Origin of the sequence: Aeromonas sp. S19(2024) (genome assembly GCF_041402625.1) — a bacterium.
GTDB lineage: Bacteria > Pseudomonadota > Gammaproteobacteria > Enterobacterales > Aeromonadaceae > Aeromonas > Aeromonas caviae.
Genome location: NZ_JBGLQU010000011.1, coordinates 33,077 through 56,029 on the forward strand (window position 1 = coordinate 33,077; position 22,953 = coordinate 56,029).

At 62.9% G+C, this 22,953-nt stretch carries 17 protein-coding genes; 10 read left to right on the forward strand and 7 right to left on the reverse strand.

Annotated elements, in window-relative coordinates; all coding sequences use genetic code 11:
• Window positions 1-6 precede the first annotated feature (6 nt).
• Both edd and ACB037_RS17740 read right to left on the reverse strand, forming a co-directional pair.
• The gene (gene edd / locus ACB037_RS17735; RefSeq protein ID WP_043153528.1) at window positions 7-1,803 is read right to left on the reverse strand and encodes a phosphogluconate dehydratase; all 1,797 of its coding nucleotides are present in this window, start codon (window positions 1,801-1,803) and stop codon (window positions 7-9) included.
• A gap of 60 nt (window positions 1,804-1,863) precedes the next feature.
• Window positions 1,864-2,373: a gluconokinase gene (locus ACB037_RS17740; RefSeq protein WP_039039504.1), complete on the reverse strand. Its 510-nt coding sequence runs from the start codon at window positions 2,371-2,373 to the stop codon at window positions 1,864-1,866.
• A 165-nt stretch (window positions 2,374-2,538) separates the two neighbouring features.
• Here ACB037_RS17740 and ACB037_RS17745 point away from each other — a divergent pair, with 165 nt between their 5' ends.
• The 4 genes from ACB037_RS17745 to ACB037_RS17760 all read left to right on the forward strand — a co-directional run bounded on the left by ACB037_RS17745 (window position 2,539) and on the right by ACB037_RS17760 (window position 9,969).
• Window positions 2,539-3,900 carry a GntP family permease gene (locus tag ACB037_RS17745; protein WP_223931884.1) on the forward strand — a complete coding sequence of 454 codons (1,362 nt, stop codon included), beginning with the start codon at window positions 2,539-2,541 and terminating at the stop codon, window positions 3,898-3,900.
• Between the two features lie 152 nt (window positions 3,901-4,052).
• Window positions 4,053-5,402, forward strand: coding sequence for a CDP-diacylglycerol--serine O-phosphatidyltransferase (gene pssA / locus ACB037_RS17750; protein ID WP_041212167.1), 1,350 nt, complete (start codon window positions 4,053-4,055; stop codon window positions 5,400-5,402).
• Window positions 5,403-5,578: 176 nt separating this feature from the next.
• Window positions 5,579-7,648 carry an ATP-dependent DNA helicase RecG gene (gene recG, locus ACB037_RS17755; protein WP_010672534.1) on the forward strand — a complete coding sequence of 690 codons (2,070 nt, stop codon included), beginning with the start codon at window positions 5,579-5,581 and terminating at the stop codon, window positions 7,646-7,648.
• A 254-nt stretch (window positions 7,649-7,902) separates the two neighbouring features.
• Window positions 7,903-9,969, forward strand: coding sequence for an AsmA-like C-terminal region-containing protein (locus tag ACB037_RS17760; protein WP_371175669.1), 2,067 nt, complete (start codon window positions 7,903-7,905; stop codon window positions 9,967-9,969).
• A gap of 46 nt (window positions 9,970-10,015) precedes the next feature.
• Here the strand turns inward: ACB037_RS17760 and ACB037_RS17765 are convergent, their stop codons facing one another.
• Entirely contained in the window at window positions 10,016-10,924 is a 909-nt protein-coding gene (locus tag ACB037_RS17765) for a bifunctional GNAT family N-acetyltransferase/hotdog fold thioesterase (RefSeq protein WP_010672532.1), read from the reverse strand.
• A 173-nt stretch (window positions 10,925-11,097) separates the two neighbouring features.
• Between ACB037_RS17765 and ACB037_RS17770 the strand changes: the two genes are divergently transcribed.
• Window positions 11,098-11,778: a methyltransferase domain-containing protein gene (locus ACB037_RS17770; protein WP_371175670.1), complete on the forward strand. Its 681-nt coding sequence runs from the start codon at window positions 11,098-11,100 to the stop codon at window positions 11,776-11,778.
• A 65-nt stretch (window positions 11,779-11,843) separates the two neighbouring features.
• Here the strand turns inward: ACB037_RS17770 and dtd are convergent, their stop codons facing one another.
• The 3 genes from dtd to typA form a co-directional block, all read right to left on the reverse strand.
• Window positions 11,844-12,281 carry a D-aminoacyl-tRNA deacylase gene (gene dtd, locus ACB037_RS17775; RefSeq protein ID WP_010672529.1) on the reverse strand — a complete coding sequence of 146 codons (438 nt, stop codon included), beginning with the start codon at window positions 12,279-12,281 and terminating at the stop codon, window positions 11,844-11,846.
• A 126-nt stretch (window positions 12,282-12,407) separates the two neighbouring features.
• Entirely contained in the window at window positions 12,408-13,280 is an 873-nt protein-coding gene (locus ACB037_RS17780) for a virulence factor BrkB family protein (RefSeq protein WP_039039511.1), read from the reverse strand.
• Window positions 13,281-13,458: 178 nt separating this feature from the next.
• A complete protein-coding gene (gene typA, locus ACB037_RS17785; RefSeq protein WP_043153538.1) occupies window positions 13,459-15,270 on the reverse strand; it encodes a translational GTPase TypA in 1,812 nt (603 codons plus the stop codon).
• Between the two features lie 350 nt (window positions 15,271-15,620).
• Between typA and glnA the strand changes: the two genes are divergently transcribed.
• From glnA to add, 5 genes are all read left to right on the forward strand, one after another.
• A complete protein-coding gene (gene glnA / locus ACB037_RS17790; RefSeq protein ID WP_010672526.1) occupies window positions 15,621-17,030 on the forward strand; it encodes a glutamate--ammonia ligase in 1,410 nt (469 codons plus the stop codon).
• A 192-nt stretch (window positions 17,031-17,222) separates the two neighbouring features.
• On the forward strand, window positions 17,223-17,792 hold the full coding sequence (locus ACB037_RS17795; protein ID WP_010672525.1) for a DUF4124 domain-containing protein: 570 nt from the start codon (window positions 17,223-17,225) through the stop codon (window positions 17,790-17,792).
• Window positions 17,793-17,878: 86 nt separating this feature from the next.
• Window positions 17,879-18,934, forward strand: a complete 1,056-nt coding sequence (glnL, locus tag ACB037_RS17800; protein WP_010672524.1) for a nitrogen regulation protein NR(II) — start codon at window positions 17,879-17,881, stop codon at window positions 18,932-18,934.
• Between the two features lie 9 nt (window positions 18,935-18,943).
• Window positions 18,944-20,362, forward strand: a complete 1,419-nt coding sequence (glnG, locus tag ACB037_RS17805) for a nitrogen regulation protein NR(I) (RefSeq protein ID WP_010672523.1) — start codon at window positions 18,944-18,946, stop codon at window positions 20,360-20,362.
• 141 nt (window positions 20,363-20,503) lie between these two features.
• Window positions 20,504-21,505 carry an adenosine deaminase gene (gene add, locus ACB037_RS17810; protein ID WP_371175671.1) on the forward strand — a complete coding sequence of 334 codons (1,002 nt, stop codon included), beginning with the start codon at window positions 20,504-20,506 and terminating at the stop codon, window positions 21,503-21,505.
• Between the two features lie 67 nt (window positions 21,506-21,572).
• Here add and hemN read toward each other — a convergent pair whose 3' ends face one another.
• Entirely contained in the window at window positions 21,573-22,946 is a 1,374-nt protein-coding gene (gene hemN / locus ACB037_RS17815) for an oxygen-independent coproporphyrinogen III oxidase (protein WP_041212163.1), read from the reverse strand.
• Window positions 22,947-22,953 lie beyond the last annotated feature (7 nt).

Here is a 22,953-nt window from a genome sequence, read left to right on the forward strand (position 1 = left end):
TCTTCCTTAGTCAAAGATGGTGGCGCCGCACTCGGCGCTCGATACCGCGCGACGCATCACGCTGAACAGTTCACGGCCCCACCCCTCTTGTTCCAGGGTGAGGTCGATCTCGGCCTGGGTACGGCCGCTCAAATCGGTCAGGCAGTCGAGGCGGCCAGACTCGGCATCCACCCGCAGCAGGTCGCCATCGGCGAGCAGGCCGATGGCCCCGCCGTGCAGCGCTTCCGGGGTGACGTGGATGGCGGCCGGGATCTTGCCGGAGGCGCCGGAGAGGCGACCATCGGTGACCAGGGCCACCTTGTGACCCGCCTTCTGCAGGTTGCCAAGCACCGGCATCAGCTTGTGCAGCTCCGGCATGCCGTTGGCGGCCGGGCCGTTGTGGCGCACCACGATGACGGCGTCCTGGTTCAACTCACCAGCCTTGTAGGCCGCCTCCACCGCATGCTGGGAGGAGAAGACCCGGGCCGGGGCCTCGATGACCCGATACTCGGGCGCGACGGCGGAGACCTTGACCACGGCGCGGCCCAGGTTGCCCGCCAGCAGCTTGGTGCCGCCGGTGGCCTGGAACTCGCTGCCAGAGGGGGAGAGCACGCTCGGATCCCCGCTCTCGCCCACCGGTTGCCACACCAGCTTGCCATCCACCAGTGCCGGACGGCTGAGGTAGTCCTGCATCTCGCCGAAGACCGGGGTGGCATCCATGTGGATCAGCCCTTCTTCGGCCAGACGACGCATCAGGCCGGGCACGCCCCCCGCCTGCTCGAAGGCGTTGACGTCCGCCGGGCCGTTCGGGTACATGCGCACCAGGAGCGGCACCACGTCGGAGAGATCGCTCAAGTCGTCCCAGGTCAGCTCCAGCCCGGCGGCGCGGGCCAGCGCCACCATGTGGATGCTGTGGTTGGTGCTGCCGCCGGAGGCGAGCAGGGCCACCAGGCCGTTGACCAGGGCGCGCTCGTCGATCACCGCACTCAGGGGGCGATAGGCCGGGGAGCCCGGGATCATGGCGCTGATGCGGCGGGCCGCTTCCTCGGTGAGGGCGTGGCGCAGCTCGCTGTGCGGATGCACGAAGGCGGAACCCGGCAGCATCAGGCCCATGGCTTCGAACACCAGCTGGTTGGTGTTGGCGGTGCCGTAGAAGGTGCAGGTGCCCGCCGCGTGGTAGGCGCCGCACTCCATCTTGAGCAGGGCGTCGCGGCCCACTTCACCGGCAGCGTACTGCTGGCGCACCTTCACCTTCTCGTCGTTGCTGATGCCGCTCGCCATGGGACCGGCAGGCACGAAGGCGGTGGGCAGGTGGGCGTGGGAAAGCGCCCCCATGATCTGGCCCGGGGCAATCTTGTCGCAGATGCCGAGCAGCAGGGTGGCGTCGAAGGTGTTGTGGGAGAGGGAGACCGCGGTGGCCTGGGCGATGAGGTCCCGGGAGAAGAGGGACATGTCCATCCCCGGCTGACCCTGGGTCACGCCGTCGCACATGGCGGGCACGCCGCCGGCGACCTGGGCGCTGTGGCCGAGCTCCGCCAGGGCGCCCTTGATGATGTCCGGGTAGCCCTGATAGGGCTGATGGGCACTCAGCATGTCGTTGTAGGCGGTGACGATGGCCACGTTGGCGCGGGTCATGTCGAGGATCCGCCCCTTCTCGTCACAGCTCGAGGCGGCCACGGCGTGGGCCAGGTTGCCACAGGAGAGGGAGGCGCGGGTCTTGCCCTGATCAGCCTGGCGCTGGATGCGGGCCAGGAAGCGGGCACGGCGGGCGGTGCTGCGCTCGCGGATGCGGTTGGTCACCTGGGTGATCACGGGATGGGTCATAGCTTTCTCTCCAACTCTATATACGGGCGCGGTCGGCTGCAGCCGGGCGCGCGACATGGCTCATTGCGCCTGCGTCAGCGCGGTGACGGCACGGTCGACCACCTGTTCGAAGGTCCCGTCGATATCGATGCGAAACACGCCGGGCTCGCCATCCGGTCGCTCCAGGGTATCAAACTGGCTTTGTACCATGGCTTCGCGCATGAAGTGGCCCTGCCGTGCCCGCATCCGTTCGAGAATGAGGGACTGGCTGCCATCCAGAAACAGGAAACTCACCGAGTCGTTGCCCTCGCGGATCTGGTCGCGGTACTGCTTCTTGAGGGCCGAGCAGACGATGACGCCGAGCTCGTTCTTGCGCTCCAGGCTGTAGGCCGCATCGCGGATCCGCTCCAGCCAGGGGGCCCTGTCTTCGTCGTTGAGCGGGTTGCCCGCCGCCATCTTCTGGATGTTCGCGCGAGGGTGCAGATCATCGCCGTCGATGAACTTGGCCCCCAGGGCATTGGCCACCTTGAGGCCGATGCTGGACTTGCCGCTGCCACACACACCCATCACGATAATGCACTTGCCCGCCATTATTTGACCTCTCTCTCACTTTTCAAAAAACGTTCGCCTGATGGGTTCTAAGCTACCACGTTACCGGTAACATGTTACCGGTAACGTTTCGCAATGTGAAGTGCAGCACAGAAATGTGCAGAACAACAACTAGAACCATTTGAGGACAATTTTATGGACGGAGCAATGAACACACCCGATGTCGCCTATCTGCTCTCGGTAGCGGGCGGAGCCATTGTCATGTTGCTGGTGCTGATCATGCGATTCAAGGTACATGCCTTCGTGGCATTGACCCTGGTCAGCATGCTGACGGCCCTGGCCACCGGGGTCACCTATGACCAGGTGATCCCTACCATGCTGACCGGTTTCGGCGGCACCCTGGCCTCGGTCGCGCTGCTGGTCGGCCTCGGCGCCATGATAGGCCGGATCCTGGAGATGACGGGGGGCGCCAAGGTACTGGCCGATACCCTGATCAACCGCTTCGGCTCCCACCGCGCCCCCTTCGCACTGGGTGTGGCCTCCCTGCTGTTCGGCTTCCCGATCTTCTTCGACGCCGGCCTCATCGTCATGCTGCCCATCATCTTCAGCGTGGCGAAGCAGTTCGGCGGCTCCGTCCTCAAGTATGCCCTGCCCTCCGCCGGCGCCTTTGCGGTGATGCACGCCTTCCTGCCGCCCCACCCGGGCCCGGTGGCCGCCAGCGAGCTGCTGGGTGCCAACATCGGTCTGCTCACCATCGTGGGCCTGCTGGTCGCGCTGCCCACCTGGTATCTGGGTGCCTACCTGTTCGGGCTCTGGTCCGGCAAGAAGTTTGAGCTGCCCCTGCCCCCGAGCTTCACTGCCAGCGCCGAGCAGCTCTCCGACAAGGCGCCGAGCTTCGGCCAGGTGATCTCCATCCTGCTGCTGCCGCTGGTGCTCATCTTCATGGATACCGGCCTCAATACCCTGGGCGTCATGGGTGTCATCGACAAGGGTGCGGACTGGGTCAACGTGCTGCGCATGGTCGGCAAGACCCCGGTCGCCCTGCTCATCACTGTGCTGTACGCCCTCTGGATGTTCCGCCAGAGCCAGGGCAAGGTGCAGCTCGAGAAGTTCTGCAACGACGCCCTGGCCCCGGTCTGCGCCGTCATCCTGGTCACCGGTGCCGGCGGCATGTTCGGCGGCGTATTGCGGGCGAGCGGCATCGGCACCGCGCTGGCCGACGTGCTCTCCGATACCGGCATGCCGGTGATCCTCGCGGCCTTCCTGGTGTCCGCCGCGCTGCGGGTGGCCCAGGGTTCCGCCACCGTGGCCCTGACCACCACCGCCGCCCTGATGGCGCCGACCGTGGCCGCCACCACCGGCCTGAGCGAGCTGGACCTGACCTTCATCGTCATCGCCATCGCCGGGGGCGCCACCGTGCTCTCCCACTTCAATGACTCCGGCTTCTGGCTGGTCAGCCGCTTCCTCAACATGGACGAGAAGACCACCCTCAAGACCTGGACCGTGATGGAGACCCTGCTCGGCACCATCGCCTTCCTCATCGTGGCCACGGCCAGCGCCATCCTCTGACGGAAACACATCGGGGCCGCATCCGTCGGCCCCGATGTGATATTGCACCGACTTTTTACGGATTCTTGCTTGGGCCCATCGCCACAGATTGCTAGAATTGCCTATTCTTCGCCCCGAGTGGAACGCTTCATCCCGTGATTTCAGGCTTCTCTATGCATTCATCGGCACATTATCGACAGTTGCTGACCCGCTTACCCCAGATCGCGGTTGCCGCGGATCAGTTCCAGATACTCAGCAGCGCCAAAGACTTCAAGAGCCGGATCCTGTCGCTCATCGCCCATGCGACACAGCGCATCTATCTGATCGCGCTCTACCTGCAGGATGACGAGGCGGGACGGGAGATCCTCTCCGCCCTCTATGCCGCCAAGCAGCGCAATCCCTCTCTCGACATCAAGGTGTTCGTCGACTTCCACCGCGCCCAGCGCGGCCTGATCGGCAAGGGCAAGCAGGGGGGCAACCACCTGATGTACCAGGCCATGGCCGCCAGCCACCAACACCAGATCGAGATCTACGGCGTGCCGGTCAAGGGTCGCGAGCTGCTCGGGGTGCTGCACCTCAAGGGCTTCATCTTCGACGACACCCTGCTTTACTCCGGCGCCAGCCTCAACGACATCTACCTGCACCAGCAGGAGCGCTACCGCTTCGATCGCTATCACCAGATCCACAGCCCGGCACTGACCCGTAGCATGGTCAACTACGTGGATGACGTCTTCCTCGGCAGCGAGGCCGTCCAGCGGCTGGATCGCACCGGCATCCCCGGCGCCAAGCAGCTCAAGGGACCGATCCGCCGCTTCAAGCAGCGTCTGCGCCTCTGCCAGTACCGCTTCGAGAGCATCCAGCCCAACGATCGGGAGATCGCCGTGACCCCCATGGTGGGCCTGGGCAAGCGGGGCAACCAGCTCAACCGGATGATCCGCAACCTGGTGCGGGCCACCGAGCGGGAGATCTTCATCTGCACCCCCTACTTCAACCCCCCCAAGGAGTTGAACAAGGACGTGGAGGCGCTGCTCAAACGCGGCTGCAAGGTGACCATCGTCGTGGGCGACAAGACCGCCAACGACTTCTTCATCCCCCCGGAGGAGAAGTTCTCCACCATCGGCGGTCTGCCCTATCTCTACGAGACCAACCTGCGCAAGTTTGCCGAGCGCAACCAGCACCACATCGACAACGGCCGGCTCAACCTCATGCTCTGGTGCTGCGAGAAGAACTCCTATCATCTCAAGGGGATCTTCGTGGATGAGGAGTGGGCCCTGCTCACCGGCAACAACCTCAATCCCCGAGCCTGGGCGCTGGATCTGGAGAACGGCCTGCTGGTACACGACCAGCACCATCACCTGCGCGAGCAGTTCAGTGCGGAGCGGGAGAACATCCTGGCCCACACCCGCCGCATCAGTCACTTCGACCAGATAGAGCAGATCAAGGATTACCCGGATCAGGTGCGCAAGCTGCTGGCCCGGATCCACAGGGTCAAGGCTCACCTCCTGCTCAAGCGCATCATCTGACCGCCAGGGCGCCCCGTCAGTGAAAAGGCCTGCCGTTTCCGGCAGGCCTTTTTCATGGATGACCCTCACCCCGCTCCCTTGCCCACCAGCCCGGAACGGCACAACGCGGCTTGCATCGAGGCCGCAACACCCCCTATCATCTGGACATATTTACAGTGTTTTCGGGCATCTAATTGATGAAATTGGATAAAATCTCCCTCGACAGCCTCAAGGGTGTCGGCAGCAAGATGCTGGAGAAACTCGAGCGGCTGGGGCTGGCTACGGTACAGGACCTGCTGTTCCACCTCCCCCTGCGCTACGAGGACCGCACCCAGGTGTGGCCCATCGGCGATCTGCCGCCCGGACTGCACGGTGCCGTCGAGGGCGAGATCCAGGACACCCAGCTGGTGATGGGGCGCCGCCGCATGCTGGTGTGCCGTATCAGCGACGGCACCGGCAGCCTGACCCTGCGCTTCTTCAATTTCACCGCTGCCCAGAAAAACAGCCTGGCCCAGGGCCGCCTTATCCGCTGCTTTGGCGAGACACGTCCCGGCAAGTACGGCCTGGAGATGGCCCACCCCGAGTACAAGCTGCTCGGCGAAGAGCAGGCCGGCCAGACCGAAGAGGCCCTCACCCCCGTCTACCCCACCACAGAGGGGCTGCGCCAGCTCACCCTGCGCAGCCTCACGGATCAGGCCCTGGCCCAGCTCGACCTCTACGGGGTCGAGGAGCTGCTGCCTGCCGGCCTCTATCCCCAGCAGATCGATCTTGCCGCCGCCCTGAAGCTGCTGCACCGCCCGCCTCCCTCGGTGGCGCTGGCCCTGCTCGAGAGCGGCCAGCACCCGGCACAGCAGCGGCTGGTACTGGAAGAGCTGCTGGCCCACAACCTCTCGGTCTTGAAGGTGCGCGCCCAGGCACAGACCCAGCTGGCCCGTGCCCTCAAACCCGCTCCCGAGCTGGTCCGGCAGCTGCTCGGCGCCCTGCCGTTCACCCCCACCGGCGCCCAGAGCCGGGTGGTGGCGGAAATAGCCAGGGATCTCCAACAGAGCCACCCCATGATGCGGCTGGTCCAGGGGGACGTGGGCTCAGGTAAAACGCTGGTCGCGGCACTGGCCGCCCTGCAGGCCATCGGCAACGGCTGCCAGGTGGGGCTGATGGCCCCGACCGAGCTGCTGGCCGAACAGCACGCCATCAACTTCGCCAGGTGGCTGGAACCGCTCGGCATCAAGGTCGGCTGGCTGGCTGGCAAGCAGAAGGGCAAGGCGCGGGAAGAGGCGCTGGCCGCCATCGCGGACGGCAGCGTCAAGATGGTGGTGGGCACCCACGCCATCTTCCAGGAGCAAGTGGTGTTCCAGCGTCTGGCCCTGGTCATCATCGATGAACAGCACAGATTCGGCGTGCATCAGCGCCTCGCCCTGCGGGAAAAAGGGGAGCGGGAAGGGGTACATCCCCATCAGCTCATCATGACCGCCACCCCCATCCCCCGCACCCTGGCGATGACCGCCTATGCGGACCTCGACACCTCCATCATCGACGAGCTGCCGCCGGGCCGCACTCCCATTACCACGGTCGCCCTGCCGGACAGTCGCCGCCAGGATGTGATCGAGCGGGTGAGGCTCGCCTGCGAGGAGGGCAAGCAGGCCTACTGGGTCTGCACCCTGATCGAGGAGTCGGAGGTGCTGGAGTGCCAGGCCGCCGAAGACACTGCCGCCGAGCTGCAAACCCTGCTGCCCGGCCTGCACATCGGCCTGGTACACGGCCGGATGCGCCCCGTCGAGAAACAGCGGGTGATGGAGGAGTTCAAGGCGGGCATACTGCAACTGCTGGTCGCCACCACCGTCATCGAGGTGGGGGTGGATGTGCCCAATGCCAGCCTGATGATCATCGAAAACCCGGAGCGACTGGGGCTGGCCCAGTTGCACCAGCTCCGCGGCCGGGTCGGGCGGGGGTCGGTGGCCTCTCACTGCGTGCTGCTCTATCATGCCCCCTTGTCCAAGACCGCCCAGAGCCGCCTCGGGGTACTGCGGGAGACCAATGACGGCTTTCTCATCGCCCAGCGGGATCTGGAACTGCGCGGCCCAGGCGAGCTGCTCGGTACCCGCCAGACCGGCCTGGCCGATCTCAAGATCGCCGATCTGGTGCGCGACCAGCCGCTCATCCCTCAGGTGCAGAAGATGGCGCGCTTCCTGATGGACAAACACCCGGCGCATGTCGAGCCCCTGATCCGCCGCTGGCTGGGCCTGCGAGACCACTACTCCAATGCTTGACCAAGGCAGATGCAGAAGAGGGTCAACTTGCCTGATGGACAAACACCCGGCGCATGTCGAGCCCCTGATCCGCCGCTGGCTGGGCCTGCGGGACCACTACTCCAATGCTTGACCAAGGCAGATGCAGAAGAGGGTCACCTTGCCTGATGAATAAACACCCGAACCATGTCGAACCCTTGATACGATGCTGGCTCGGTCTACGGGATCACTACTCGAATGCCTGACCAAGCAACAGAAACAGGAGGAAAGCACTGATGAATTCCTGGCTGCGCGGCCTGCTCTACACCTTTGCCTTCCTGCTGCTCTTTGTCTGGGTCGGTCTCGGCCTGTTCGATGCCGAGCGCGCCAAAGGCCCCATCGCCAACTGGCTCAGCCAGCAGACCGGGGTGCCCGTCACCATAGGCCGGTTGGTGTTCAATCCGCTGCACCCCTACACCCTGCTGGCGGAACAGGTGCGCTATGGGGATGCGGTACAGCTGGAAAAACTCTATCTGGAGATCGAGCACATCGACTGGTTGAACCGGGATGTGCGCATCGCCCACCTGGACCTCATCCGTCCCATCATCAAGCTGCCGCTCCCCAACCAGTTGCCAAGCCTGCCGGTTCACTCCCTCACCATCAGCGACAGCACCATCGACAACCTGAGCCTGCAGAGCGAGGCCCTGACCCTGCGCGGCCTCAGTGCGTCCCTGAGTGACTGGGAACTGATCGACCCGAGACGCCAGCCCCAGGCCAACCTCACCCTGGGCATCAACCAGCTGGAGACCCCCATGTTCACCCTGGCCCGTCTCAGCCTCAAGGGGCGGCTGGAGGGGCAGGTGCTCAGCACCGACAGACTGACCACCAACCTGTTCGACGGCCTGCTCGAGACCGGCATGGTGCTGAACTGGCCAGAGCGCAGCCTGCAACTGCACGCTCTCAAGGCCCGCGCCATGCGACTCGAGCTTGGTGACATTCCCCCTGGCGAGTTCCCCCTGCGCCGCATCACCCTGGACAGGGGTCAGCTTGCCCAGGTGAGCATCAATGCCATCGATCAGGAGCTCTCCCTCAACAACTTCAACGGCCAGCTCACCGCCTTCGACTGGCAGGCGGGCAGCCAGCCCAGCGGCTATCTGGCGGGCACCCTGGGCGACATGGGCCGCGGCCTGTTCCAGCTTGAGGCCGTCGAGGGCAAGCTCGCCTTCTCCCCCCGGCAGCTGGATGCCGAGCTGTGGGGCAAAGCATACGAAGGGGAGTTCAACGTCGAGCTGGCCCTCGACACCCAGCAGCAGAAGCTCACCCTGAAGGATCTGGCCCTGAGCGGCATGGACATCAGTTTGCCCCAGGGGTGGTGGCAGGATTGGCAGGGCTGGCGCCCGCAACAGATCGACATCCGCAAACTGGCCTTCGACAAGCTCAAGGTGCTCTCTTTCGACGACACCCTGCCCCTCTCCCTGACCGGCTGGCAACTCTACCTGAACGATCTCGCCCTACGGGGCAACCAGCCAGGCCCCCTGCTGGGGCGAGCCCGCATCGAGAGCAAGTGGTTCGAGCTGGTGTGGGACGGTCTCAGTGCCCGCAACGGCACCCTGGATGGCGAGCTGACCCCCAGCTCCTGGCAGCTCAACACCCTCGCCACCTCCCTGCCCGACGAGGGCTCCCTCAACCTGAGCGGCCAGTGGGGCAGAACGCCCGGGCAGGAGAGCCGCCTGCAGTTGCAGGGCAAGCAGCTGGATCTGGAGCAGTGGGGCAAGCTGCTGCACTCCCCCGTCTCCTTCGCGGGCAAGGTGGATCTGGCAGCAGATCTGCAGGCCGACCTCAACGGGCAACCCGGCGAGCAGACGGCCAACTGGCGCCGGACCCTTCAGGGCAGCCTGAGCCTGGAGAGCAAGGATCCCTTCTGGGACAAGGTCGGCATCGACCCCCTGCTGGATGACTGGTTCAGGGAGCAGACCCCCCCCGATCTGACACCGCAGACGCTGTGGCAGGCGATGCAACGCGGAGACACCCCCTTCTATCAGATCAGGCTGGATGCCAGGGCGGAGCAGGGCAAGGTGCGGATCGAGCAAGGCGGTGCCTCCACCATCACCCACCTGCTGGCACTGCAAGGGGGTGTCGACCTGGCCGCAGACCAGTGGCAGCTCGACCTCGGGGTCCTGAACAAGGGACGCTGCGCCGAGCTGCTCGCCCGCTGGCGCGGCCCCCTCAATGCGCCCGACCTGGGCTGGAGTTTCCCCACTGGACAGGACGCCTGTGGCTGGGAGGCGGGTGTGCGCTACCCCGCCCAGGGACGAAGCGGCCCGCTCTGGCGCCCCCGGCCCCCGGCCCATGCCGCCCAATAACGAACAAGGCCTCGCGAAGAGGCCTTGTTGCTGTGAACACCAGGGATCAGCGTGCGCCGCGCTTGATGGGCAGTACCACATACTGACCGACAAACTCCACCGCCAGCTTGCGGCCGCTGAACAGCTGCACCCGCAGGCTGAACTTGGCGGATTCTCCGCCCCTCAGCGGCTCGAGCACGGCGGGCATGCCCTCCCGGGCCACCCGCGCCTCCGGCTCTTCGCTCACCGGCCGGTAATACTTGATGTTGCCCTCGGCCAGCACGGTATCGCCTCCCAGCCCTGCCTCCTTGAGCTGCAACCAGATGAGACCCCAGCCCGCCAGCACACACTGGCTGTAAATGCTGCCGGCGAACATGGTGTCGTGGACGTTGAGATTGGCCGCAAGGTTGGCCTTGAGGTGGAAGGTCTGGCCATCGTAGTGGGTGATGTGCACCCCCATCTTCTCGCTGATGGGAATGCCCCGCGACCAGCGGGTGGTGAGATCCTGGCACCACTCCGGACGGTACTGGATGGTCTGCATGGGACTCAGGGACTTGATCATCTGGCGGTGAGGGATGCGGCCGAAAGAGACGGGGCCTTCCCCTACCTCGAGGAAGCCGCAGCGGCGATAGAACTCCACCGCCTCCTGGCGGGCGTTCATCACCAGCCGTTTCACCTTCTCGTCGCGGGCAAGCTGCTCGAGATCCTCCACCATGCGGGCGCCCAGCCCCTGGCCGCGAAATTCGGGTCGCAGCGCCATAAAGCGGATCTGGGCTTCATCGCCGCCCACAAAGAGGCGACCCACGGCGATGGGCGTTCCGTCGGGTGAGAGCATCAGCCGGTGAATGGCGACGGTATCGTACTCGTCACGCTCGGAGCCAAGGGGCAGATTGAAGGGTTTGCGCAGTAGTTCCCAGCGCAACTGATAGTAAGCATCCAGCTCCGCTGGTGTTTCTGGGGTGACTACCCGGTACATAAAGCGATCCTTGAGTGTGCGCCGACTGGCAGATGGAAGGACTGACGCAACCATTTCTCCCGGCGCAGCCTGTAGTAGGTATCCAGCTCGGCTGCCGTTTGGGGGGTGACCACCCGGTACATAACAACATCCTTGAGTTACACTGGTCGAAAGCCATCTTGCCGTGCAAATTCATGGACTTCAATCTGCAAGCGTACCAAGCCGATCACTTATTGCACCTCAGTGCCAAACCCGAACGCCGCGTTTCGGTGCTTGAAAATGCCCGTCATCGCTGGCTGGAAATGGACGGCGTGGTGCAATCCGCCATGAGCCTCAACCAGCCGGCCCGCCTCTGTCTGCCTCATCAACGGAGCATCGCGGAGCAGTTGCCAAAGCAGGCAAGCAGGATCCTGGAGCTGGGGCTGGGCGGAGGGGATCTCACCCGTCACCTGGCGGCACGCTGGCCCGATGCCCACCACGACTGCGTGGATCTGGATGCCGAGATCCTCACCCTGTTCCAGCAGTTCTTCCTCCCCTCATCAGGGGGCTCGCCTCGGCTGCATCACGCCGATGCGCTGCACTTCCTGCACCAGAGCCAGGAGAGCTACGATCTGGTGCTGCTGGATTTGTTCAGCCAGGACGGCAACCCCCTGCTGCTCTTCCAGGCTCCGCTCTATCAGGCGCTGGCCAGCCGCCTGAGCGGAACCCTCATCATCAATCTGCTGCCCCGCACCCGGCTCGAACAGGCACAGGCTCTGCGACTGGCAGAGGAGTGGATAGGCCCGACCCACGTCCACGACGTGCCCGGCTACCGCAACGTCATCCTGCACGCGACCCGTCAGCATGGCCAGGGCGGGCGAGCACCGGCAGGGTGAAGAACCTGCGAAGTGTGCAGGCATCGCGTCCTGCCCTCCGCTGAGTCCTGCCCTACCTGCCACCCTTATACCTGCAGCCAGAAGGTGACGGGGCCGTCGTTGAGCAACCTGACCTTCATGTCGGCGGCGAAGCGGCCGGTTTCGGTCGGCACGCCGCTCTCCCTGGCGCGAGCCACGAAGTACTCATAGAGTCGCTCTGCATCTGCGGGATGGGCGCCACCGGAGAAGCTGGGTCTCATCCCCTTGCCGGTATCCGCCGCCAGGGTGAACTGGGAGACCACCAGCAGGCTGCCGCTCACCTGGCTCACGTTGAGGTTCATCTTGCCGTTCTCGTCCGAGAAGATGCGATAGCCGCTCACCTTGTGCAGTAGCTTGTCCGCCTTGGCCTCGTCATCCCCCTGCTCCACCCCGAGCAGCACCAGCAACCCCTGGCCGATGGCCCCAGTCACCTCTCCCTCTACCGTTACGCTGGCCTCGCTGACCCGCTGAATCAGTGCAATCACATCCCTCTCCTCTCAAAACAGCACGACCGCCCATCCTGCGGGATGAGCGGTCGTCGATGCTACCAATAAATGCCCTGCCCGGGCCAACGTCTTTGTGCCGGGATCCGGTGTGATGGCCGGCCAGCGTCAGGCCAGCTCCTCTGCACCGGGCTTCTCGTACTCCCCGAGGCAGGCGGTGGTCTCGGCCCCCAGCAACACCACCAGCCAGCTCAGATACACCCAGACGAACAGGATGGGAATGGTCGCCAGGGCGCCATAGATGGCCTGGTAGGAGGGGAAGTTGGTGATGTAGATGGCAAAGCCGCGCTTGGCCAGCTCGAACAGGGTGGCCGCCACCAGGGCACCGATGAAGGCGTGGGTCAGCCGCACGCGGCAGTTGGGCACCACGGTATAGATCAGCAGGAAGGTGAGCACGGAGAAGAGGAACGGCAGGCTGCGCAGCAGCAGATAGCCGATACCGAACAGGCTGTCAGCCGCGAACAACCTGAGCGAGAGAATGTAGGAGGAGATGGCGATGCTGGCACCGATGAGCACGGGGCCCAGGGTCAGGATCATCCAGTACATGGCGAATGCCTGGGCCAAGGGCCGGCTTCGGGTGGATCGCCAGATGTAGTTGAGGTTCTTGTCGATGGCCGAGATGAGCATCAGGGCCACCACGATCAGGGCACCGATACCGACGGCCGTGGTGTTGGTGGCGTTGGCCACGAAGCCGTCGATGTACTCCTTGAGCATCTCGCCGGCGGTGGGGACGAAGTTGTGATAGACGAACTGCTCCATCGCCTGCTTCAGGCTCTGGAACACCGGAAAGGCCGACATCATGCCGAACACCACGGCGATCATGGGCACCAAGGAGAGCAGGGTGACATAGGCCAGGTAACCGGCAGTCACCGTCAATCTGTCCTGCTGGAAGCGGCCCCAGACAAACTGGGCGAAGTGGGCACCATCGTGGCGCAAGAAGGAGAGTGCATGGGCCAGACGGCCGCGGATCTGCTGCTGCATCTTGTTTCTCGTAAGCGTGATCATGCAGACATTGTGTCAGATAGGGTGGTCATTTGGCCACCCGCAGACCGGCCGGATGCGCCTCCATCGGGCTCAGGCACCATGCGCCCTCATGTCGAGCCCATAAAAAAAAGAGGCCATAAGGCCTCTCTTTGGTCTGTCGATGAACAGCTATCGATCAGGCACGACCGGCGCGCTTGCGATCCATCTCGGTCAGCAGTTTCTTGCGGATACGGATGGCTTTCGGGGTGATCTCGACCAGCTCGTCGTTGTCGATGAACTCGAGAGCCTGCTCCAGGGTCATGCGGATCGGCGGAGTCAGCACCTGGGCTTCGTCGGTACCGGAGGCACGCATGTTGGTCAGCTGCTTGCCTTTCAGGCAGTTGACGGTCAGGTCGTTGGAGCGGGAGTGGATCCCGATCACCTGGCCTTCGTACACTTCGGTCGCGTGACCGATGAACAGACGACCACGATCTTGCAGACCGAACAAGGCGAAGGTCAGGGCCTTGCCGGTGGCGTTGGAGATCAGCACGCCGTTCTGACGCTCACCGATGCTGCCACCCTTGTGCGGACCGTAGTGGTCGAAGGTGTGATACAGCAGACCGGTACCAGAGGTCATGGTCAGGAACTCGGTCTGGAAGCCGATCAGGCCACGGCTCGGGATGATGAAGTCCAGACGGACCCGACCCTTGCCATCCGGGGTCATGTTGGTCATCTCGCCTTTACGCAGGCCGAGCTGCTCCATCACGGAACCCTGATGCGCTTCTTCCACGTCCACAGTAACGGTTTCGAACGGTTCTTGCAGTTCGCCATCCACGGTACGCAGGATAACTTCCGGACGGGATACCGCCAGTTCGTAACCTTCGCGACGCATGTTTTCGATCAGGATGGAGAGGTGCAGTTCACCACGGCCGGAGACGCGGAACTTGTCCGGATCTTCGGTCTCTTCCACGCGCAGGGCCACGTTGTGGACCAGTTCCTGGTTCAGACGCTCCAGAATGTTGCGGGAGGTGACGAACTTGCCTTCTTTACCGGCGAACGGCGAGGTGTTGACCTGGAAGGTCATGTTCACGGTCGGCTCGTCAACGGAGAGCGGCGGCAGGGCTTCGACGGCACTGTTGTCACAGATGGTGTCGGAGATCTTCAGCTCGCCCAGACCGGTGATGGCGATGATGTCACCCGCTTGCGCGTCGGTCACTTCGGTACGGGACAGGCCCAGGTAGCCCAGCACCTGACCGACCTTGCCGGTACGCGGTTTGCCGTTGGCACTGACGATGGTGACCTGCTGGTTGGTCTTGACGCGACCACGAGTGATGCGGCCGATACCGATGACGCCCACGTAGGAGTTGTAGTCCAGCTGGGAGATTTGCATCTGGAAGGCACCGTCAACGTCGCCCTTCGGGGCTTCCACGTTGTCGACGATGGCCTGGAACAGGGGTTCCATGTTCTCGGACGGGACGTCCTGATCCAGGGTGGCCCAACCGTTCAGTGCAGAGGCGTAAACAACCTTGAAGTCCAGTTGCTCATCGGTGGCACCCAGGTTGTCGAACAGATCGAAGACCTGATCCATTACCCAGTCAGGACGAGCACCCGGACGGTCGATCTTGTTGATGACCACGATGGGCTTCAGACCCTGGGCGAACGCCTTCTGGGTCACGAAACGGGTCTGCGGCATCGGGCCGTCAACGGCGTCGACCAGCAGCAGCACGGAGTCAACCATGGAGAGTACGCGCTCAACTTCACCACCGAAGTCGGCGTGACCCGGGGTATCCACGATGTTGATGCGATAGTCGTTCCAGCGGATCGCAGTGTTCTTGGCGAGAATGGTGATGCCACGTTCCCGTTCCAGATCATTGGAGTCCATGATCCGTTCCTGACCTTCGCTGGTGCGATCCAGAGTGCCGGATTGCTGCAGCAGCTTATCAACCAGAGTCGTTTTGCCGTGGTCAACGTGCGCAATAATCGCAATATTGCGTAAATTCTCTAACATTCTCGCCTCAAATCACCGGGTAAAATTGGGCGCTAATTGTACTCTCGCCTTTGTGATCTGCCTAGCAGAATTGCAACACATTCACACACAACAAAGGATCAGGATCATGGACCCCGCAGCAAAAGGCTGCTTAGATGGCCTGGATACGCTGGCGCACCATCTCTGTGCACCAAAACGATCCAAGGTTGCACCACTTTAATGCAGCAACCGGCATGAGAACGGGTTTCTCGACAGCCTGAAACGGTGCAAGTGCCCTGAAATCAAGCTGTCACAAACTTGGCACGATACTGGCTTATGTGAATGTGACGACGCATTCACCCAAAGAGTTTTAACACCGGAGGTTACTTAGCATGTCAGCCCAGAACGTTTTGGCCCTGATCCAAGAACACGAAGTCAAGTTTGTTGATCTGCGTTTTACCGACACCAAGGGTAAAGAGCAGCACGTATCCATCCCTTCCCACCAGGTTGACGAAGACTTCTTCGAAGACGGCAAGATGTTCGATGGTTCCTCCATCGGCGGCTGGAAGGGCATCAACGAGTCTGACATGGTGCTGATGCCGGACCCGGCTTCCGCCAAACTGGACCCGTTCACCGAAGAGACCACTCTGAACATCGTCTGTGACGTGCTTGAACCCGCCACCATGCAAGGCTATGACCGCGATCCGCGCTCCATCGCCAAGCGTGCCGAAGATTTCCTGAAGTCCAGCGGCATCGCTGACACCGTGCTGTTCGGGCCGGAGCCGGAATTCTTCATGTTCGACAACATCACCTTCTCCAACACCATGGGCCACAGCTTCGTGAAGATCGAATCCGAAGAAGCTGCCTGGAACTCCGGTACCGACTACGAGCACGGCAACAAGGGTCACCGTCCGTTCGTCAAGGGTGGTTACTTCCCGGTTGCCCCGGTTGACTCCTCCCAGGACATCCGTGCCGCCATGTGCCTGGTGCTGGAAGAGATGGGCCAGGTCGTCGAAGCTCACCACCACGAAGTGGCGACCGCCGGTCAGAACGAGATCGCAACCCGCTTCAACACCCTCACCCTGAAGGCTGACGAAGTACAGGTCCTGAAGTACGTGATCCACAACGTGGCCCACGCCTACAACAAGACCGTCACCTTCATGCCGAAACCCATGTTCGGTGACAACGGCTCCGGCATGCACTGCCACCAGTCCCTGGCCAAAGACGGCGTCAACCTGTTCGCAGGTGACCTGTATGGCGGTCTGTCCGAGATGGCACTGCACTACATCGGCGGCATCATCAAGCACGCCAAGGCCATCAACGCCTTCGCCAACCCGACCACCAACTCCTACAAGCGTCTGGTGCCGGGCTATGAAGCACCGGTCATGCTGGCCTACTCCGCCCGCAACCGCTCTGCCTCCATCCGTATCCCGGTCGTGCCGAGCCCGAAAGCCCGCCGCATCGAAGTACGCTTCCCGGATCCGGCTGCCAACCCGTACCTGGCCTTCGCTGCCCAGCTGATGGCCGGTCTGGACGGTATCATCAACAAGATCCATCCGGGCGATGCCATGGACAAGAACCTGTACGATCTGCCGCCGGAAGAAGCCGCCGAAGTGCCGACCGTTGCCGGTTCCCTGGACGAAGCGCTGTCCGCACTGGATGCAGACCGTGAGTTCCTGACCCGTGGTGGCGTGTTCAGCGATGACTTCATCAACTCCTACCTGGAACTGAAACAGCAGGATGTTGACCGCGTGCGCATGACCCCGCACCCGCTGGAGTTCGAGCTGTACTACTCCGTCTAATCCGCTTTCCCATGACAAACCCGCCATCTGGCGGGTTTTTTTTCATTCTGGCAACGGAAATACCGCCGAACGGGCACGATCATGCAGAAAGATGATCCCGTTCACGGAGCCGTACCACCCTCGGCTGTTCACACCCCGACCCCGTGGTTTTTCTCTGATAGGATTAAGGTGAACCCCGTCAAGGAGAGATGGATGAACACTGTACCCTGGCTGCTGAGCCTCCTGCTGATGGCCTCCTGTTCCGCACAGGCCGCCCGCGTCTACTCCTGGGTCGATCCCCAGGGGGTGACCCACTACACCGATGCCCCCCCTCCCGGCAAGAGCGCAAAAGAGGTGGACCTGCGGGTCTCGCCGCTCATCGGCACAGCCCCCCACTCGGTCCAGGTGGACAACTTCAACAGCCTGACCGGTGTCGATGCCAGGAAAGCCCTGGAAGCGGCTCCCCTGGAGATCGATCTCATCTCTCCGGAACCGGGCAGCACATTGCGCGACAATACCGGCAACATCGTCTTCCAGGGCGAGATCTCTCCCCAGGTCCCGGTGCAATACGATGTTCGCCTGATCCTGAACGGCAAGGCGGTGCCCCTGGTTCACAACAGCCTGGCCATACGGGTGGAAAACCTCGATAGAGGCGCCTATGAGGCACGGCTCGAGTTGCTCGCCAAAGACGGTACGATCCTTGCTAAATCTAAGCCAACCACCTTTTACCTGCACAGGGCGTCGGTGAATCAGGCTCCCAGAGCCGCCCCCAAGGCCAATTAGGGGTGATGTGACGCACCGATGCGGGTAAACTTGATGCACTATATTGGTGCGCTCTAGGTGTACAGCACCGTTTTAGGGAGAAACCTGTGCCAACCCGCTCGGACAACGCCAAGACACTCTTGGACAACCTGCTGACCGCCGTCATTCTCATGGATGAACGTCTCTGCATTCAATTCGTCAACCCGGCGGCAGAGCAGCTGCTTTCCCTCAGCGAACGACGACTGATCGGCATCGAACTGCCCCACCTGCTGGAACACATCTCTCTCGATCTGCAGCGTTTCAAACAGTGCCTCATTTCGGGGCAGGGCTTCACCGACAGCGAAGTCACCCTGGTGGTGGAGGGGGAGCCCAGGCTGGTGGAGATCAGCGTCAGCCCCATGGCCGATCATGAACAGCGACTGATGGTGGTAGAGCTGCGCAAGATCGATCAGCAGAAGAAGATCAGCCAGGAGCTGCAGCAACACGCCCAGCAGCAGGCCGCCAAGGAGCTGGTGCGCGGCCTGGCGCACGAGATCAAGAACCCCCTGGGGGGATTGCGCGGCGCGGCCCAACTGCTGCAAAAAGAGTTGCCCGACCCGGCCTTGCGTGAATACACCGGCATCATCATCGAGCAGGCCGATCGCCTGCGGGTGCTGGTCGACAGGTTGCTCGGTCCCCAGCGTCCCGGCCGTCACCAGATGCACAATGTTCACTCAGTGCTGGAACAGGTGCGCCGTCTGGTGGACCTGGAGCTGCCGCCGCAGATCCGCATCGAGCGGGACTACGACCCCAGCATCCCCGAATTCGAAATGGAATCGGACCAGCTGCAACAGGCGTTCCTGAACATAGTGCGCAACGCCGCCGAGGCCCTTGGGGATCAGGACGGCCTCATCCGCATCAAGACGCGCACCGCCTTCCAGATCACCATCCATGGCCAGCGCTATCGCTTGGCGGCCGAAATCAAGATCATCGACAACGGCCCCGGCATTCCCGACGCCATTCGCGACACCCTCTTCTACCCCATGATCACCGGCAAGGAAGGGGGAACGGGCCTGGGCCTCTCCATCGCCCAGAACCTGATCGATCAGCACAAAGGTCGCATCGACTGCATCAGCTGGCCGGGCCACACCGAATTCACCATTTATCTACCACTTCGCAAATAAGGGAACCTCATGACAGCAAAAGTGTGGATCGTCGATGACGACAGCTCCATCCGGTGGGTTCTGGAGCGCACCCTTGGCAGCGAAGGCTTCGAATGCGAAAGTTTCGCCGACGGCGAAGCCCTGCTGAGTTCACTGGAGATGCGCTCACCGGACGTGATCCTCTCGGATATCCGCATGCCGGGCATCGACGGCCTGAGCCTGCTGGAGCAGATCCATCGCCGCCAGGCCGATCTGCCCATCATCATCATGACGGCCCACTCGGACCTCGACTCCGCGGTCAACGCCTACCAGCGCGGCGCCTTCGAATACCTGCCCAAGCCGTTCGACATCGACGAGGCGGTCACCCTGGTACGCCGGGCCGAGAACCACCTCAAGGAGCAGCGGACCAAGCGCAAGGCTCGCCAACAGGAAGCCACCACCACCCCGGAGATCATCGGCGAAGCCCCTGCCATGCAGGAGGTGTTCCGCGCCATCGGCCGGCTGTCGCGCTCCAGCATCTCGGTGCTCATCAACGGTCAAAGCGGTACCGGCAAGGAGCTGGTTGCCCATGCCCTGCACAAGCACAGCCCCCGGGCCCACAAGAACTTCATCGCCCTCAACATGGCGGCCATCCCGAAAGATCTCATCGAATCCGAGCTGTTCGGTCATGAGAAGGGAGCCTTCACCGGCGCCAACAACATTCGTCACGGCCGCTTCGAGCAAGCCGACGGCGGCACCCTGTTTCTTGACGAAATAGGCGACATGCCGCTGGACGTGCAGACCCGGTTGCTGCGTGTACTGGCGGACGGGCAGTTCTACCGGGTTGGCGGCCACCAACCGGTGCAGGTGGATGTGCGGATCATTGCCGCCACCCACCAGAATCTGGAGAAGCGGGTCGCCGACGGCGAGTTTCGGGAAGACCTGTTCCACCGCCTCAACGTCATCCGCATCCATATTCCGGCCCTCAAGGAGCGCCGGGAGGACATCCCCCAGTTGGCCCAGCACTTCCTGCTGCGAGCCGCCAAGGAGCTGAACGTGGAGGCCAAGAGCCTGCACCCGGATACCCAGACCTACATCAGCCGCCTGCCCTGGCCGGGCAACGTGCGCCAGCTGGAGAACGTCTGCCGCTGGCTGACGGTGATGGCCTCGGGCCAGGAGGTGCTGGTAGGCGATCTGCCCACCGAGCTGCTGACTCCCATCACCAGCACCGCCGAGCCGGGCCAGCCCGCCCTGACCGGTGGCTGGCAGCAGCAGTTGCAGGACTGGGTGGCCGCCAAGCTGGCGCTGGGGGAGACCGATATCCTGGCGGATGCCATGCCCCAGTTCGAACGGATCATGCTGGAGACGGCACTGGATCACACCCACGGTCACAAGCAGGAGGCTGCCCGCCTGCTCGGCTGGGGCCGCAATACCCTGACCCGCAAGCTCAAGGAGCTCGACATTCCCTGAACCTGCGGGAAAAACGATTCCCATCACGCCTTGAGGGAAAGCCTGACCAATCACACCCCGTTTGCTTGCAAACGGGGTATCTTTTTCAGGCGCCCCGCCTAGAATGGCAGGCTTTCCAACCCGACTCGCAGAAGGTGCCCCATGATTGACAGATCCCTCCCCCTGACCGACCTGCATCGCCATCTGGATGGCAACATCCGCCCGCAGACCATTCTCGAGCTGGGACGTCAGCACAACATCCGACTGCCGGCCGATGAGCTGGAAGCCCTGCGCCCGCACGTGCAGATCGTCGAGAACGAGCCGAGTCTGGTGGCCTTCCTGAAGAAACTGGACTGGGGCGTGGCCGTGCTGGCCGACTACGATGCCTGCCGCCGGGTCGCCTACGAAAACGTGGAAGATCTGCTGCGTGCCGGGATCGACTATGCCGAGCTGCGTTTCAGCCCGGCCTACATGGCGATGACCCACAAACTGCACCCGCAGGGTGTGGTCGAAGCCATCATCGACGGCGTGGCCGCAGGCAGCCGTGACTTCGGCATCAAGACCAACCTCATCGGCATCATGAGCCGTACCTTCGGCACCGAGCAGTGCAAGCAGGAGCTGGATGCCTGTCTGGCTCATCGCGATCGCCTGGTCGCCATCGATCTGGCCGGCGACGAACTGGGCTTCCCGGGCGATCTCTTCACCGACCACTTCCGCCGGGTGCGGGATGCAGGAATGCGAGTCACCGTGCACGCCGGTGAAGCCGCCGGCCCCGAGAGCATGTGGCAGGCCATTCGCGAGCTGGGAGCCGAGCGCATCGGCCACGGTGTCAAGGCCATCCAGGATCCGGCCCTGATGGCCTATCTGGCCGAACACCGCATCGGCATCGAGTCCTGCCTCACCTCCAACCTCCAGACCACCACGGTGGCGAGTCTGGCCGATCACCCGATCCGCCAGTTCCTGGCAGCCGGCGTGCTGGCCTGCCTCAATACCGACGATCCGGCGGTGGAGGGGATCGACCTGCCCCATGAATACGAGGTGGCGGCCCCGGCTGCCGGCATGACGGTGAGCGAGATCCGCACCGCCCAGCAGAACGGCCTGGCCCTGGCCTTCCTGAGCGAAGCCGAGAAGGCCGAGCTGAGTGCCCGCGCGGCTCAACGCTGAGCAGGGGTAAAACCCAATAAAAAACCGCCGAAAGGCGGTTTTTTATTGTCCAACGACATTGCCCGGCCTAGATCACCCGGGAGAACTGCTGCTGGCGCGCCTTGTTGCGCAGGTAGACATCGAAGCACATGCAGATGTTTCGGATCAGCAGCTGACCGGTGGAGACCACCTCCAGCCCCTCTTCGGTCATGCGCACCAGACCGTCGTCGATGAAGGTCTGCAACAGCTTGAGATCCTCGGCAAAATACTCCTTGAACACCAGGCCGTGGGCCTGCTCCACAGCGGCGAAGTTCAGGGAAAAATCGCAGATGAGGCGCTTGATCACCTCACGACGGATCAGATCGTCCCGATTGAGGGAGCACCCCTTCCACTGGGCATGGCCCAGTGACTCGACCTGGGCGTAGTAAGTTTTGAGATCCTTCTGGTTCTGGGAATAGGCATCCCCCATCATGCTGATGGAAGAGACCCCCAGCCCCAGCAGATCGCAATCCCCCTGGGTGGTATAGCCCTGGAAGTTGCGATGCAGCTTGCCCTCGCGCTGGGCGACGGCCAGCTCGTCATCGGGCTTGGCAAAGTGGTCCATGCCGATGAACTGATAACCCTGGCCGGTCAGGAAGGCAATGGTGTCCTGCAGCATGGCCAGCTTCTCCTGCGGCGCCGGCATGTCCGCTTCTTTCAGCTTGTGCTGGGCGGCAAAACGGCTCGGCAGGTGGGCATAATTGAAGATGGAGAGGCGGGCCGGGTCGGTCTTGAGCACCTCTTCCAGGGTGTGATGGAAGCTCTCCCGGTTCTGGTGCGGCAGACCGTAGATGAGATCCAGATTGGTGGAGCGGAACCCCAGCTCGCGGGCACGAACCAGCATGGCGCGGATGAAGTCGTTGTCCTGCTCCCGATTGACCGCGACCTGGACCGCCTTGTTGAAGTCCTGAACGCCAAGGCTGATGCGGTTGAAACCGAGCTCCCGCAGCACATCCAGCATGGACAATTCGATCTCGCGGGGATCCACCTCGATGCTGATCTCCCCCTCCTCGGCGAAGTGGAAGTGCTCCCGCAACATGGCCATCAGGCGACGAGTCTGGGGTTCGCTCAGATAGGTGGGTGTGCCGCCACCCCAGTGCAGCTGGGTGACCAGTCTCTCCTTGAACAGGGGGGCCTGGGCCTTGATCTCCTGTTCGAGGTAGTCGAGGTATTGATCTGCCTTGTGCTGGTGCCGGGTAATGACCTTGTTGCAACCGCAGTAGTAGCAGAGCTTGTGACAGAAGGGGATATGCACGTAGAGCGACAGATTGCGTGCAGGATACTGGCCCGCTGCCTGGACAAAGTCCGGATAGCCGAACCCCTCGTTGAACTCCAGCGCAGTGGGATAGGAGGTGTAACGCGGACCACTGTAGTTGTATTTTTCGATCAGGGCCTGATCCCACACAATCTGTTCTGCTTGCACGCTTGCT